Here is a 14108-nt window from a genome sequence, read left to right as displayed (position 1 = left end):
CCCGGAACACGCGGAGGTCGTCAGTCCGCCTACGGAGCAGGAGCGGCTGGAGCCGATGGAGCTGGGGCCTGCGCGGAGGTCGGAGCGGATGTTGCATCGGCGGCTGGAGCGATGGGCGCCGGCGCGGTCGGAGTCGCCGCGCCGGGGTTCACGGCAGGTTCGATGTCGGGCGGTGCCTGTGGAGACGGTGACTGCGCGGGCGCGGCCGGAGTCGCGGGAGCCGCAGGTGTCGGGGTCGTCGCGGGGAATATCGGTACGTGCACGACCGACGGTGAGGTTTGCGCGGAGGGGGCCTGGGCGGTCGGGGTGGGTGACGGAGCCGCCGACGGGAGGTCCGCAGCGGGGACGGGAGTCGGAGCAGCCGACGTCGCAGCCGGAGCCGCTGAGGTCGGAGCAGACTCTGCGGCTGGAGCGGGGGCCGGCGCGGCTGGGGCGGGGACCGACGTTGCGGCGGGCGCCTGTGCTGCGGGGGTCGCGACCGGCGCTGCGGCGGAAGCTGTTGGGGTTGGGAGCGATGTCGCAGCGGGATCCGGCGCTGTTGACTCCGGAGCCGATGCGCCACCTGGTGCGGGTGCGGGGACCTGGGCGGATGGGGCAGGGGTTACGGCGGGTTGGTTCGGGGCGGGTGGGGTTTGGGGGGTCTGTACTGCCTGGGGAGGTTGGGCGGACTGATCCGCTGTGCTGTTCGGGGTGGGGGCGCCGGGGGTGGTTGCGGCGCCGGGGGCCAGTTGCAGAAGGGTGGTGAAGTCGATGACCTGGGCGCCCAGGGCCTTGGTGGCGATGATGACGCCGTTGCGGAACAAACGGAAAGTTCCGCCGTGGCCGGGGAGTAGCGACTCCGGGCCCAGCGGTGCGCCCAAAGATCCTGTGGGGCCGCCGGTTTGGGCGTATTTGGTGTCGATGGCGCTGGGGCCGGGCGCGGGCTGCGGCTCGGCGGGCGGATCAGCGGGGGCCATCGGCGCGGCGGGGGCGGGCGCGGGGGTCAATTCGGCTGGAGTCGGACCGATTTCGAACATGCCGGCGTCCATGGGGTGCACGCCGTTGGGGGCCGAGGAATATTCGCTGCGCAGCAGGTGGCCGTCGCGCAGCAGCACCTGGCCCGCGGTTTCGCGGACGGCCGCATCCGTGCGCGGATCCTCCCGGCTGGTGCCCGAATACGCCTGGCAGTCCTGGGTGTCGCAGGTCTGCGCGTACGAATAGCGGGTCTCGGCGAGGGCGTAGGAGCGGGCGGCGATCGCCTGCGCGCGCAATGCCTGGCCGCCACCCTGATCGGCCCAGTCCGCGGACATCTCGGTGGGTACGACGCCGCGCAGGTAGTCCTCGGTGTCGACGCGATCGACGGTGCGGATGTCCTGGCCCTCCAGCGCGACGCCGAGTTCCCCCCGGTATCCGCCCGCACCGCAGATCTTCAGCTGTTCGTCCGCCGGACGGTTGAGGCCGGGCGCGATCGGATGGACCCAGGGATCGGCGGTGGACCCCTGCCACAGCACATCCCCGCCGCAACCGGACAGGATGGTGACATCGGCGCCGCCGGACGTGGGCGTCAGATGGGCGACCTGCCCCGGCAGTACGTGCCGCCCCGCGACGTTCATCCCGGAATCGGAGTAGACGTCCAGCGGCTTGTTGTCCTGCCCCATCAACCGCACCCGCACCATGGTCGGCGCGATGGTGGCCAGCTGCGCGCCCGGATAGTAGCCCTGCAGAATGCCGACCGCGCTCTTCCCGGATTTGGCCTGGTCCAACGCGCCGAACTGACTCATTCCGCGGCCATGCCCCTCGTCCGCACCCGAGGTCGGACGGTACGGCACCGCATCGGGCCACGCCCAATAGAGCACGCCGGTTCCCGCGGTCAGCGCGACGACCATCCCGCCCGCCATCGCGACACGCCGGTGACGGCGTTTTCGCCACAGCCCGCCGTGGCGCATCGGGACGATCCTCGGACGTTTCGAGCTGGTCATCACGCACTCCCACGGATTCCGCGAACAGGCCGCCGGGACGTTCTCCGCCTGCCTACCCGCTGGATGTCGATCGGAAAGCTACATTCGAGTTATTGCCATCTAATCCTCTACCAAAGGTCTAGATCTGTAACAGTTGGGACCAGTGTGACGCTTGATCCGTCAGGAATCAACCATGACCTCCCGACTGACGGTCGCCCGGTTCTACCTGAATGGAGCAGCTCGTGCCGTACCGCAGGCCGAAAAGGTCGTACGTTCTCCCCGTCGTGGCCACACTCGCGGTCATCGCACCGCTGTCCACGATCGTGATGCAGAAATCGCCGGATTACCGAAACACGGATAACAGCGATTTCTCCGCTATCCCAGCGCATTTCGCCGAGGTCGTCCTGTCCTCGGCCCCCGACGCGATCCTGCCGCTACACGAACTCACCGGTCTGAACCTTCCGGACCTGCACTTGTCCGATCTGCGCCGCCTCCCGCTCCCCAGCTCGATCCAGATCCCCCCGGGTCTCCTACCGCCGGGAATCCAACTTCCCACCCAGATCCCGCTCCCCCAATTCGACAACCCCCAGGCCACGCCGACGCCGAATCCCGCAGCGCCACAAGCACAATCGGTGCCGTCGACACCACAGCCCGGCGTCCAGGCGCCACTGTCGCCGCAAGTCCCCGACACCCGGCCCACCCCGACCACGGCCCCACTCCCCTACACCCCGCAGGTCCCCGGCACACCCGAGCCGCAAGCCACCCCGGCGACACCGCAAGCCCCCTACACACCCGGAGGGCAGTCCCCGAACGGGCCGCAACCGGGCGTGCAGTCCCCCGCAACACCGCAGGCCCCGGCCGCTTTCCGGCTCCCGGCACCACGACCGGCCGGACCCGCGTCCGCGAGCGTCGAACCCGCCACAACCGGGCAGTTCATCGCTCACACCACAACGGCATCGCCCGCCACGGCATCCGCTCCCCGAGCCTCCGGGTCCCGCGCGGTTGCAGCAGCCTTCCGAACCCCGATCACAGCGCGTACCCGGCTCGTACCGGTCGACTACCCGGCGGCTCCCGCTGCACCGGAACCCACGCCGACGTCGGCGAACTCGGGACCTGCGCCTTCGGCTGCCCCGAACGCCCCGGCGAACTCGACACCTACACCCTCGGCCGCCCCGGCGAGCCCGGACTCGGCCGATCCGGCGTTGGTGCCGGGCGCCGACCCCGCCGCACCGGCGCTGGCCCCCGGCGCGGTCTCGCCCGATGTGGCAGCCCAGGTGGGGGCGCAGGTCAAGGAGGTCACGCGGGAGACGCCGTTCAGCATGGTCGCGCTGACCGCGAAGGATCTCGACGGGACGACGGCGATGATCCGGGCGCGCAATGACGACGGCGCTTGGGGCGCTTGGTATCCCGCGGATCCGATCGAGACCGGGCCGACCGATGCGGCAGCCGCCGATCGCGCCGGTACCGAGCCGATCTATGTCGGTCGAACCAAGGATGTGCAGGTCCTGCTCACCCACAAGGCCGATGCGTCCAGCCACACCGAGAACGCGATCACGACCGATATATCCGCCGTGCTGATCGATCCGGGGCACGGCCCGTCCGATGTGGCGCTGTCCTCGATCGCGGCACCGCTGCACGACGGCGGCCCCAAGGTGATCACCCGCGCGCAGTGGGGTGCGGACCCGTCGCTGCTGTGCGACAAACCGACCTACGACGACGGCCTGAACGGAATCGCCGTGCACCACACGGCAGGTCGCAACGATTACACCGCGGCCGAATCGCCGGGCATCGTCCGCGCGATCTACGCCTATCACGCGAAAACGCTGGGCTGGTGCGATATCGGCTACAACGCCCTGGTCGATAAGTACGGCCAGATCTTCGAGGGCCGCGCCGGCGGCCTGGACCGGCCCGTGCAGGGCGCACACGCGGGCGGTTTCAACGAGCACACCGCCGGGGTCGCCCTGATGGGCGATTTCCAATCCCAGCCACCGACCGACGCCGCGATCCAGGCCGCCGGGCGCTTCATCGGCTGGCGCGCCGCGCTCGCCGGATTGAACCCGCTGAGCAACACCACCCTGTACTCGCAGGGCACCAGCTACACCAAGTACAGGAAGGGAGCAGCGGTGAAACTGCCGACCATCTTCGCGCACCGCGACGTCGGCAAGACCACCTGCCCCGGCAATGCCGCCTACGCGCAGATGGACCGCATCCGGAAAATAGCCGCCGACACCGCTTCCTCGGCCAGCCGATCAGCTACGGCATCGAATAATGCGGTGTCCCGGAACAATTCCGACCAATCCGCGGATATCGCTGCGACAGCATCGAATTCCGAAACGCCTATGACGCCCGCGGCACCGAACTCCGAGACATCGACGAGTCCGAAACCCACCCCCGGTACGACGACACCTCCCATGGAAACTCTCAACCCCGCACTACCGCCCGCTGCGCGACGGTAACCCCTGTACCACAGGACATTCGGCGAGCCCACCCCGATCGGGGTGGGCTCGCCCCGTCCAGACGGCCGGGCAGCCTCGACGCTACGAATTCAGCTGGCCCACCAGCGCTCCAGAACCTGCGCGACGCCGTCCTCGGCATTGGTGCCGGTGATCTCGTCGGCCGCGACGACGGCCTCGGGGTGGGCGTTGCCCATGGCCACACCGTGACCGGCGAGCCGGAGCATCGGGACGTCGTTGGGCATATCACCGAAGGCGATGATGTCGCGGTGCTCGACACCCAGGCGTTCGGCGACCATGGCCAGCCCCGACGCCTTGGTGACGCCCGGCGCGGACAGTTCGATCAGCCCGTCGTCGGTGGAGTAGGTGAGGTCGGCGCGGCCGTCGAGGTGCGGATCGAGTGCGGCGCGCATCTCGGCGCTGGCCACACCGGGCAACCGGATCAGCATCTTGATCGCGGGGGTGGCGATCACCTCCCGGCGGGCGACCTGCGTATCGTCCGGATTGAGCCAGGCGTGCTGATATTCGGGCGAACTCACGAACTGCGGGGTGGCCGCATCGTGTGCGGTCTCGCCGACGCGCTCGGCCGCCAGACCGCAGCCCGGCAGGATGCGTTCGGCGAGTTCGGCGAGCCAGGCCAGATCGTCCACATCGAGCGAATTGCTGTGCAGGATACGGTCGGCGGCACTGTCGTAGACGACCGCGCCGTTACCGCAGACGCACAGCGGGGGGTACCCGAGCCCGGCCACGACCGGCTCGATCCAGCGCGGCGGCCGCCCGGTGGCGAGGACGAAATGGACGCCGTCGTCGATCAGTGCCTTGACCACGGCCCGAGTTCTCGGACTCACCTGCTCGGCTCGATCGATCAACGTGCCGTCGACATCGGTGGCCACCATCTTGGGCTTGGGCGAGTTCCGGCGAGTCACCTATTCCATCCTGCCCGACATGCGTGTGTGGAAGTAATCAGTTTCCCGGACGTCGCCACTGATCCTCGGCCGAGCCCAGCGGCGGCACCTCCGGAAAAGGGGTCGGCTCGTTCGGATACGGCGCCGGAGCACCCGGACCGGGCTGTCCGGCGTAGGGCGCGGGGTTGGGCCGGAACGGATCCACGTACGGCGTGCCCGGCGCCGGATACCCGGCAGGCATGCCCTGCCCCGGATACGGAGTGGGATATCCCACCGGTTGTCCGGGAACGTGCGCGAGCCAGCGCGCGGTCGGGGGCACCAGCGCCAGAATCGCGGTGACGACGGGAAACACCTGCCCGGCCAGTCCCCCGAAGCCGCTCATCAGCCCGAACGAGCCGCGCTGCCCGCCCACATCTCCGGCATACAGTACGACGTACGAGGCCACCCCGGCGACGATCGTGGCAACACACGCGGCGACGATCAGGATCCGCCCGAGCGGTTTGCGCCGGAACATCAGCACCGCACCCGTGCCGAGCAGAGCTGCGGTGACCAGGCCGACCACCCCGATGACGATCAGGATATCCGGTGAACCAGGAGGTGAACCGCAGGGTGGAGTCGTCGAAGTCGGGCAGTGCGATACCCAGCACGATGTCCACCACCCCGCCGAGAATTTGCCCGACCGCACCGAGCGAGGCGAGCACACCCGCGCCCGTCGCCGTCCCACTGCTCGGTTCGATGCCCTGACCCTGCGGATACGGTTGATAACTACCCGGATACTGGGGATAACTCACCGACCAGCCCCCCTGTCTGTGTCGCCGGACCACCCGACGGCGATGAACCTTCCATGCACGATATCTCGCGATCGAGCGTGCGGTGGTCGTGCGTAACGCGCTCGCCGGAATAACTATCCCTATGATCAGGGCTAGTAACCGACCCGAGGGGACCGATGACCGGCTTTCTGCTACGACGTGCGCTGAACTATGTCGTGCTGTTGGTGCTCGCTTCGTTCCTGACCTTCGCGCTGGCCTCGCTGACGTTCCATCCGCTGGATAGTCTCGAGCAGCGCAACCCCCGCCCGCCGCAGTCGGTGATCGATGCCAAGGCGGCCGAACTTCATCTCAACGAGCCGATCCTGCCGCGCTACGGCACCTGGGTGAAGAACGTGGTGGTGCACGGCGACTTCGGCCAGACCCTCGCGGATCAACCGGTGAGCCAGGAGCTGGGCCGCCGGATCGGAGTGAGTCTGCGGCTGCTGGTGATCGGCTCGGTGATCGGCACCGCGCTCGGTGTGCTGATCGGCGCGGCAGGAGCGATCCGGCAGTACAGATTCAGTGATTACTTCACCACGATCATTTCGCTACTGGTGTTGAGCACGCCGATCTTCCTGCTGGCGACATTATTGAAATACGGTGCGCTGGAACTCAATACCGCGACCGGCCAGCAGATCTTCCTATATACCGGCGAGACCTCGGCCAGTGCGGTGGACGGGCTGTGGAACCAGATCGTCGACCGGCTGCAACATATGGTCGTGCCGACGCTCGGCCTGGCCCTGGGTTCGATGGCCGCCTACAGCCGCTATCAGCGCAACGCCATGCTCGACGTCCTGCAGAGCGATTTCATCCGGACCGCTCGCGCCAAGGGCCTGACCCGCAAGCGCGCACTGTACAAACACGGCCTGCGCACGGCCCTGATCCCGATGGCGACGCTGTTCGCCTACGGTCTGGGCGGTCTGATCACCGGCGCGGTGTTCACCGAGAAGATCTTCGGCTGGCACGGCGTCGGCGAATGGCTGGTGGACGCGATCAACGGCCAGGACCTGTACATCGTGGTCACCGTGACGACCTTCGCCGGACTGGTGATCCTGGTGTCCGGTCTGCTCTCGGACATCGTCTACGCCATGCTCGATCCAAGGGTGCGCATCTCGTGACAGAAGTCGAACTCATCAGCCAGGGTGCGCCCGAGCCCGCCGCGGCCGGCCGCCGGAAACTCGTGTGGCGCAGGTTCCTGCGCAACAAGGCCGCCATCGCGGGCGCGATCGTGCTGCTGCTCATCGTGATCGCCGCGTTCGCGCTGCCGCCGATCCTGCCCTACGACTACCGGCACATGGACTATGCGGCGCTGTATCAGGCGCCGAGCCCGAACCATCCGTTCGGCACCGACGGCAGCGGTGAGGATCTGCTCGCGCAGACCCTGCACGGCCTGCAGAAATCGCTGATCATCGGTTTCTGCGTGGCGATTCTCGGCTCGATCGTCGCGGTGGCCGCGGGTGCGGTGGCCGGACTGCTCGGCGGCTGGACCGACCGGGCGATCATGTGGCTGGTGGATCTGCTGCTGGTGGTGCCCAGCTTCATCATCATCGCGATCTTCTCCCCGCGCACCAAGGGCAGCGGGTCGATTCCGCTGCTGATCCTGCTGCTGGCCGCATTCGGCTGGATGATCAGCGCGCGCATCGTGCGCGGGCTGACGCTGAGTCTGCGCGATCGCGAATTCGTCCGGGCCGCAAAGTACATGGGCGCCTCGACCCGATCGCTGATCGTCACGCACATCGTGCCGAACGTGGCCTCGTTCCTGATCATCGACACCACCCTCGCGCTCGGCGCGGCGGTGCTGTCCGAAACCGGTCTGAGTTATCTGGGATTCGGCGTGCAGCCGCCGGATGTCTCGCTGGGCACGCTGATCGCGTCGAATTCCCAATCGGCGCTGACCTTTCCGTGGCTGTTCCTGTTCCCGGGCGGTTTCCTGATCGCGATCGTGCTGTGCGCCAACCTGGTCGGCGACGGTCTGCGCGATGCCTTCGATCCCAGTTCCTCCCGCGCGCGGGCCCGGCGCAAGGCGCCGAAGACCGCCAAGGCCCCGAAGCAGACCGAGCGGAAGACTCCGTCATGACCGACACATCAGCCACCGCCGCCGCGCCCGAAGCCGCGAAGCAGACCACGACCGCTCCGCTGCTGGAGGTGTCGGATCTGCACGTGTCCTTCCCGGGCGAGGAGGGCCGCATCGACGCGGTGCGCGGGGTGAACTACGCCGTCGCCGACGGTGAGGTGCTCGCCATCGTGGGCGAATCGGGGTCGGGCAAATCGGTGTCCTCGCTGGCGGTGATCGGGCTGCTGCCCGACCAGGCGCGGGTGCACGGTTCGATTCGGTTGCGCGGCAAGGAATTGCTGGGCATGGACGACAAGACCCTGTCGACCTATCGCGGCAGCCGGATCTCGATGGTGTTCCAGGATCCGCTCTCGGCGCTGACCCCGGTGTACCGGATCGGCGATCAGATCGCCGAGGCGCTGCTCGCACACGGTTCGATGTCCAAGCAGCAGGCCGCGACCCGCGCGGTGGAACTGCTGGATCTGGTGGGCATTCCCGAACCGCAGGCGCGGGCGCGGGCATTCCCGCACGAATTCTCCGGCGGTATGCGTCAGCGCGTCGTGATCGCGATGGCCATCGCCAACGATCCGGAACTGATCATCTGCGACGAGCCCACGACGGCGCTGGACGTCACGGTGCAGAAGCAGATCCTCGGACTGCTGCGCACCGCACGCGACATCACCGGCGCCGGGGTCATCATGATCACCCACGATATGGGCATCGCCGCCACCATCGCGGATCGGGTCGCGGTCATGTACGCCGGGAAGATCGTCGAAACCGCCGGTGCCACGGACCTTTTCCGCTCCCCGCGGATGCCGTACACGGTCGGGCTGCTGGGCTCGATCCCGCGGATGGACGGTCCGGCACGCACCCCGCTGATCCCCATCGAGGGCTCCCCGCCGGCGATGCACGCGCTGCCGCCCGGCTGCCCGTTCGCACCGCGCTGCCCGATCGTCATCGACGAATGCCGCGCGGCCGAGCCGCCGCTACAGGACATCACGCCCGGACATCGCGCGGCCTGTATCCGCACCGCGGAAATCGGTTCGGCGGAACTGTTCTCGGCCTACCAGCGCGAGATCACCGAACCCGATCACGAAGCAGTGACGGATTCGCATGTGGTACTGCGGGTTTCGGAGCTGACGAAGGTCTTCCCGATCACCTCGGGAGTGATCCTGCGCCGTCGCACCGGCGAGGTGCGCGCGGTGGACGGGATCGATTTCGAACTGCGCGCGGGCCGTACGCTGGCGCTGGTCGGCGAATCCGGCTCCGGCAAATCCACCACGCTGACCGAGATCATGGAACTGACCGAACCGCAGAGCGGCACGATCGAGGTGCTCGGCAGCGACGTCGCCACACTCACCAAGGCGCGCCGCCGGGAGATCCGGGCCAAGATGCAGATCGTCTTCCAGGATCCGTCCGCCTCGCTCGATCCGCGCATGCCGATCTTCGATGCCCTGGCCGAACCGTTGCGCATCGCCGGACGTCCGCGCGAGGAGATCCGTTCGCGGGTGCCGGAACTGCTGAAACAGGTCGGCCTGCGGGCCGAACACGTCGACCGGTATCCGGCCGACTTCTCCGGCGGACAGAAGCAGCGCATCAACATCGCGCGGGCGCTGGCGCTGGATCCGGAGATCCTGGTGCTGGACGAGCCGGTGTCCTCACTGGACGTCTCCATCCAGGCCGGTGTGCTGAACCTGTTGCGCGACCTGCAGATCGAGCGCGGACTGTCGTATCTGTTCGTCTCCCATGATCTTTCGGTGGTGCGCAATCTGGCGCACGACATCGCGGTCATGTATCGCGGCAAGATTGTCGAGATCGGCTCGGCGGAACAGATTCTCGAAGATCCGCAGCACGAGTACACCCGCGCACTCATCGACGCGGTTCCCATTCCCGTCGTCGCCCGCTAGGAGCAGATTCGTGAAGAGGCGCACATTCGGCAAAGTCGTTGCGGCGGCATCGGTATCGGCACTGGCGGCGGCGTGTTCGTCCGGGACGGGCTCGACCGGCTCGGCGACGTTGGGCACCACCAACGACATCAATCCGCAGCCCCGCGAGAACGTCCGCGAGGGCGGCAATCTGCGATTGGCGATCACCGCCATCCCGTCGAACTGGAATGTGCAGTGCGTCGACGGAAACGAGGGTGAGACAGCCGATCTCCTCCGGTGGACGATGCCGCGAGCGTTCAAGGCCGACCCTGCCGGACAGCTCACCATCGATACCGACTACTTCACCGACATCAAGCTGACCAACACCAATCCGCAGCAGGTCGTCTACACCATCAATCCCAAGGCGGTGTGGTCCGACGGCACCCCGATCACCTGGGAGGATCTGGCCGCGACCTGGCAGGCGTTGAACGGCCGGGACAAGGGCTACCTGTACGCCATCAGCAACGGTTTCGACCGGGTCGAGAAGGTCGAGCGGGGTGTCGACGACCGGCAGGCAGTGCTGACCTTCAGTACGCCCTACGCCGATTGGCGCGGCCAGTACTCGGGCAACTCGATCCTGTATCCGAAATCGGTGAGCGGCACCCCGGATACGTTCAACCACAGTCTGGTCGACCATATGGGACCGTCCGCGGGACCGTTCGTCGTACAGTCGATCGACCGCACGCAGCGCCGAATAGTGTTGGCGCGCAACCCGAAGTGGTGGGGTACGCCGCCGAAGCTGGACACCGTCACCTACAGCGTGCTGGACCAGTCGACCTGGGCCGCGGCCCTGCAGAACAACGAACTCGACCTCGCCCGCATGGCGAATCTGAACGACGTGCTGCTGATCCGGCGCACCGCGGGACTGCAACTGCGGCACGCGCCGATGAACATGTGGCGCTGGCTGACCTTCAACGGCGCGCCCGGTTCGATCCTGTCCGATCCCGCACTGCGCGTGGCGATCGCGAAGGCGATCAACCGGCAGGCCATCGCCGATACGAGTCTGGCGGGTCTGACCGATCACCCGAAGGTGCTCAACAACCACGTCTTCGTCATGGGACAGAAGGGCTACCAGGACAATTCGGCTCCGGTCGCCTACGACCCGGCCGCGGCGGCGCGGCAGTTGGACGACCTGGGCTGGAAGCTGCAGGGCGAGGTCCGGGTGAAGGACGGCCGTCAGCTCGCGTTCCGCGATGTGATGTACAACGATCCGGGCTGGGTCGCCATCGCCAAGATGATCCAGTCGGATCTGGCGAAGATCGGCGTGAAGATGTCCATCGACACCCGCCCCGGGCAGGACTACTTCACCAATGTGATCATTCCGGGCGACTTCGACACCGCACAGTATGTCTTGTCGGGTGATGTGTTCGTGTTCAACAGCATTCCGCAGGAATTCGGCCTGTACCCGAACAACGTGCAGGGCAATTACGGCCGGATCGGCTCACCCGCCCTGAACGATCTGATCGACAAGGCGCTGTCCGAACTCGATCCGGACAAAGCCATCGCGCTGGCGAATCAGGTCGACACCCAGATCTTCGCCGAAGGTCACTCCCTTCCACTGACCCAGGATCCGGGCAACTGGGCCACCCGGGCCACCCTCGCCAATATCGGCGCACCCGGCCTGGGCAGCTACGACTTCACCGCAATCGGCTTCGCGAAATGAGGCCGTCTCGACGGAAGGATCGATCCATGCGGATTCGTTCGACCCTGCTCCCGCTCGCGATCCCGGCGCTGGCCGTCGGGCTGGTGGTGTCGGGATGTAGTTCCGGGGGGTCAGTCGGGGGCGTCAATACCGTGGGGGCGGCGGCGGATATCAATCCGCAGCCGGTGGACAAGTTGCGCGACGGGGGGAATCTGCGCGAGGCGATCAGCGCGATGCCGGAGAATTACAACGCCCTGCAGGTCAACGGCAATACCGCGGAAACCGTGAACTATGTCCTCGGCCCGGTACTGCCCGAAACCGTCACCAGCGATGCCGCGGGCAATATTTCGGTCGACCACAACTATTTCACCGATATCAAGCTGACCGGCACCAATCCGCAGAAGATCGTCTACACGATCAATCCCAAAGCGGTGTGGTCCGACGGTACGCCGATAACCTGGGAAGATATGCGTTCCGAGGCCGCCGCCATGAACGGGACCAACACGGAATTCCAGGTCTCCGCCACGAGTGGTTACGACCGGATCGCCTCGGTGGAACGCGGTGTGGATGATCGCCAGGCCGTGGTCACCATGGCCAAACCGTATGCCTCGTGGCAGTCACTGTTCAGCCCGCTCTACCCCAAGGCGTACACCGCGACGCCGCAGGCATTCAACACCCTGGCCCTGAACGGACTGCCGATCAGCGGTGGCCCGTTCATCATCAGCAATATCGACCGGACCCAGAACCGGATCACGCTGTCGCGCAATCCGAAATGGTGGGGCCCGGCGCCGAAGCTGGATACGATCACGCTGTCCGTACTCGATTCCAGCGCGGTTCTCGGCGCGGTCCAGAACAATGAGATCGACTGGACCTATGTCTCGGGTCTGGCCAAGGTCGTGGCGGCGAAGAACACTCCCGGCGTGGTCGTCCGGCGAACCGCGGAACCCACCTACAACACGATCACGTTCAACGGCGCGAAGGGCGCGATACTCGAAGATCCCGCACTGCGCGTAGCGATTTCGAAAGCGATCGATCGGCAGGCGATCGTGACCGCGAGCCAGCACGGCATCGTCGAAAACCCCAAGCCGCTGAACAATCACATCTTCATGGCCGGCCAGAAGGGTTATCAGGACAACTCCGCGCCCGTGGCCTTCGATCCGCAGGAAGCGGCCAAGGAACTCGACGCCCTCGGCTGGAAGCTCAACGGCGATGTGCGTGAGAAGGACGGCCGCAAACTGCAATTGCGCGATGTCATGTACGACGATCAGGGATGGATCGACACCTCGAAGATCGTGCAGCAGGATCTGGCCAAGGTCGGCGTGAAGGTGGACATCCAGACGGTGCCCGGAAAGAACATGGTCAGCGAAGTGGAAGTTCCGGGGAATTTCGACCTTCTGATGACGGGCTGGGTCGGCAACCCGTTCCCGTTGGCCGCCATCGACCAGATCTACAGCTATTTTCCCGGCAACGTGCAGGGCAACTTCGGCCGGATCGGCACGCCCGAACTCAACGATCGGATCAACAAGGCGATGTCGGAACTCGACCCGGCGAAAGCGATCCAGCTGGCCAACCAGGCCGATGAGCAGGTCTGGAAGGAGGGCTTCTCCCTGACCCTCAACCAGGCCTCGGGCACCTACGCCACCCGCTCCAACCTCGCCAATCTCGGCGCATTCGGCCTGTCCACCCCTGATTGGACGAAAGTCGGCTTCCTGAAGTGATTTCCGGCTCGGGCCACCCGCTGGCCTATCCGGTTCTGACGACGATCGGCGCCCTGGTGATCTGCCTCGCCTGGGCGCCGTTCGCCGATGCGGAGCAGTTGGCCATGTTGGGCGCTGTCGCGTTGGTCGTGTTGGTGTACAGCGCATTTCGGCTGATGGTCGCGTCCGGGGTGTTGCCGTGGCATACCGATCCCGGAATACCTGGAAACGTCCCGGGCTGCCGCCGGATACGTCAACAGCACCGGCTGCTCAGCCGCTCGTGGCTCGAACTCAGCGCAGGTGATCGAACCCGCTGGCTGCCGGTCTATTTCGATCCCATGCTGGTCACCGCGACCGATTCGACGGCCGAATTCCGTGATGGCACGGTGTATCTCGACAACGTCCGGCTGTATCCCTCGGGCCCGGTACGCGATCGCGAACCTGTCGGCCGCCTGCACGACAATCCGACTCGCCCCGATCCCGACGGCCCGGCCCACGCCGCCGACGCGGCCCGCTTCACCCGTCGCCTCCTGCTGGACGGCCAATTCGTCGTGGCCGCACCGTTCGCCGCACTGCTGTGGGTGTACGTCGTCGGCGGCGGATTTCCGGGGTTCGCCGCAGGCGCCACGGTCGCCGCGGGTGTCGCGGTGTGGTTCTCCGCGATCCGCGGCTCGGACCCCAGCTGAC

At 66.8% G+C, this 14108-nt stretch carries 10 protein-coding genes; 7 read left to right on the top strand and 3 right to left on the bottom strand.

Going from position 1 to position 14108, the window contains the following annotated elements; translation table 11 throughout:
* Positions 1–29 precede the first annotated feature (29 nt).
* Positions 30–1958, bottom strand: coding sequence for a SpoIID/LytB domain-containing protein (locus ON40_RS47740; RefSeq protein ID WP_083895307.1), 1929 nt, complete (start codon positions 1956–1958; stop codon positions 30–32).
* Between the two features lie 263 nt (positions 1959–2221).
* Between ON40_RS47740 and ON40_RS55720 the strand changes: the two genes are divergently transcribed.
* Positions 2222–4393, top strand: a complete 2172-nt coding sequence (locus ON40_RS55720) for a peptidoglycan recognition protein family protein (protein ID WP_051192460.1) — start codon at positions 2222–2224, stop codon at positions 4391–4393.
* An 89-nt stretch (positions 4394–4482) separates the two neighbouring features.
* Here the strand turns inward: ON40_RS55720 and ON40_RS00780 are convergent, their stop codons facing one another.
* Together ON40_RS00780 and ON40_RS00775 are read right to left on the bottom strand one after the other, a co-directional pair.
* The gene (locus ON40_RS00780; RefSeq protein ID WP_051192459.1) at positions 4483–5286 is read right to left on the bottom strand and encodes a Cof-type HAD-IIB family hydrolase; all 804 of its coding nucleotides are present in this window, start codon (positions 5284–5286) and stop codon (positions 4483–4485) included.
* 67 nt (positions 5287–5353) lie between these two features.
* On the bottom strand, positions 5354–5857 hold the full coding sequence (locus ON40_RS00775) for a hypothetical protein (protein ID WP_051192457.1): 504 nt from the start codon (positions 5855–5857) through the stop codon (positions 5354–5356).
* A gap of 384 nt (positions 5858–6241) precedes the next feature.
* Here ON40_RS00775 and ON40_RS00770 point away from each other — a divergent pair, with 384 nt between their 5' ends.
* Genes ON40_RS00770 through ON40_RS00745 form a run of 6 tightly spaced genes read left to right on the top strand, consistent with a single transcriptional unit; the run spans position 6242 to position 14107 of the window.
* Entirely contained in the window at positions 6242–7222 is a 981-nt protein-coding gene (locus ON40_RS00770; protein ID WP_040817163.1) for an ABC transporter permease, read from the top strand.
* Positions 7219–8181: an ABC transporter permease gene (locus ON40_RS00765; protein WP_040817160.1), complete on the top strand. Its 963-nt coding sequence runs from the start codon at positions 7219–7221 to the stop codon at positions 8179–8181. The genes ON40_RS00770 and ON40_RS00765 overlap by 4 nt, the downstream gene beginning before the upstream one ends.
* Positions 8178–10064, top strand: coding sequence for a dipeptide ABC transporter ATP-binding protein (locus tag ON40_RS00760; RefSeq protein WP_051192455.1), 1887 nt, complete (start codon positions 8178–8180; stop codon positions 10062–10064). Before ON40_RS00765 ends, ON40_RS00760 begins: the two co-directional genes overlap by 4 nt.
* A gap of 10 nt (positions 10065–10074) precedes the next feature.
* Positions 10075–11745, top strand: a complete 1671-nt coding sequence (locus ON40_RS00755; RefSeq protein ID WP_040817157.1) for an ABC transporter family substrate-binding protein — start codon at positions 10075–10077, stop codon at positions 11743–11745.
* Positions 11746–11771: 26 nt separating this feature from the next.
* Entirely contained in the window at positions 11772–13442 is a 1671-nt protein-coding gene (locus ON40_RS00750) for an ABC transporter family substrate-binding protein (protein WP_040817156.1), read from the top strand.
* On the top strand, positions 13439–14107 hold the full coding sequence (locus ON40_RS00745) for a hypothetical protein (protein ID WP_306305363.1): 669 nt from the start codon (positions 13439–13441) through the stop codon (positions 14105–14107). Before ON40_RS00750 ends, ON40_RS00745 begins: the two co-directional genes overlap by 4 nt.
* Position 14108: the final 1 nt, after the last annotated feature.

The sequence above is a fragment of the Nocardia jiangxiensis NBRC 101359 genome, from assembly GCF_000308615.1.
GTDB lineage: Bacteria > Actinomycetota > Actinomycetes > Mycobacteriales > Mycobacteriaceae > Nocardia > Nocardia jiangxiensis.
The sequence above is the reverse complement of the archived record's forward strand: the minus strand, read 5'-3'. Positions and strand labels throughout refer to the sequence as shown.

What these genes read in the sequence shown, in the direction of transcription:
- ON40_RS00770 (WP_040817163.1), top strand. Translation starts at nt 6,242, where the DNA reads ATGACCGGCTTTCTGCTACGACGTGCGCTGAACTATGTCGTGCTGTTG.
- ON40_RS00760 (WP_051192455.1), top strand. Translation starts at nt 8,178, where the DNA reads ATGACCGACACATCAGCCACCGCCGCCGCGCCCGAAGCCGCGAAGCAG.
- ON40_RS00750 (WP_040817156.1), top strand. Translation starts at nt 11,772, where the DNA reads ATGCGGATTCGTTCGACCCTGCTCCCGCTCGCGATCCCGGCGCTGGCC.
- ON40_RS00780 (WP_051192459.1), bottom strand. Translation starts at nt 5,286, where the DNA reads ATGGTGGCCACCGATGTCGACGGCACGTTGATCGATCGAGCCGAGCAG.
- ON40_RS47740 (WP_083895307.1), bottom strand. Translation starts at nt 1,958, where the DNA reads ATGACCAGCTCGAAACGTCCGAGGATCGTCCCGATGCGCCACGGCGGG.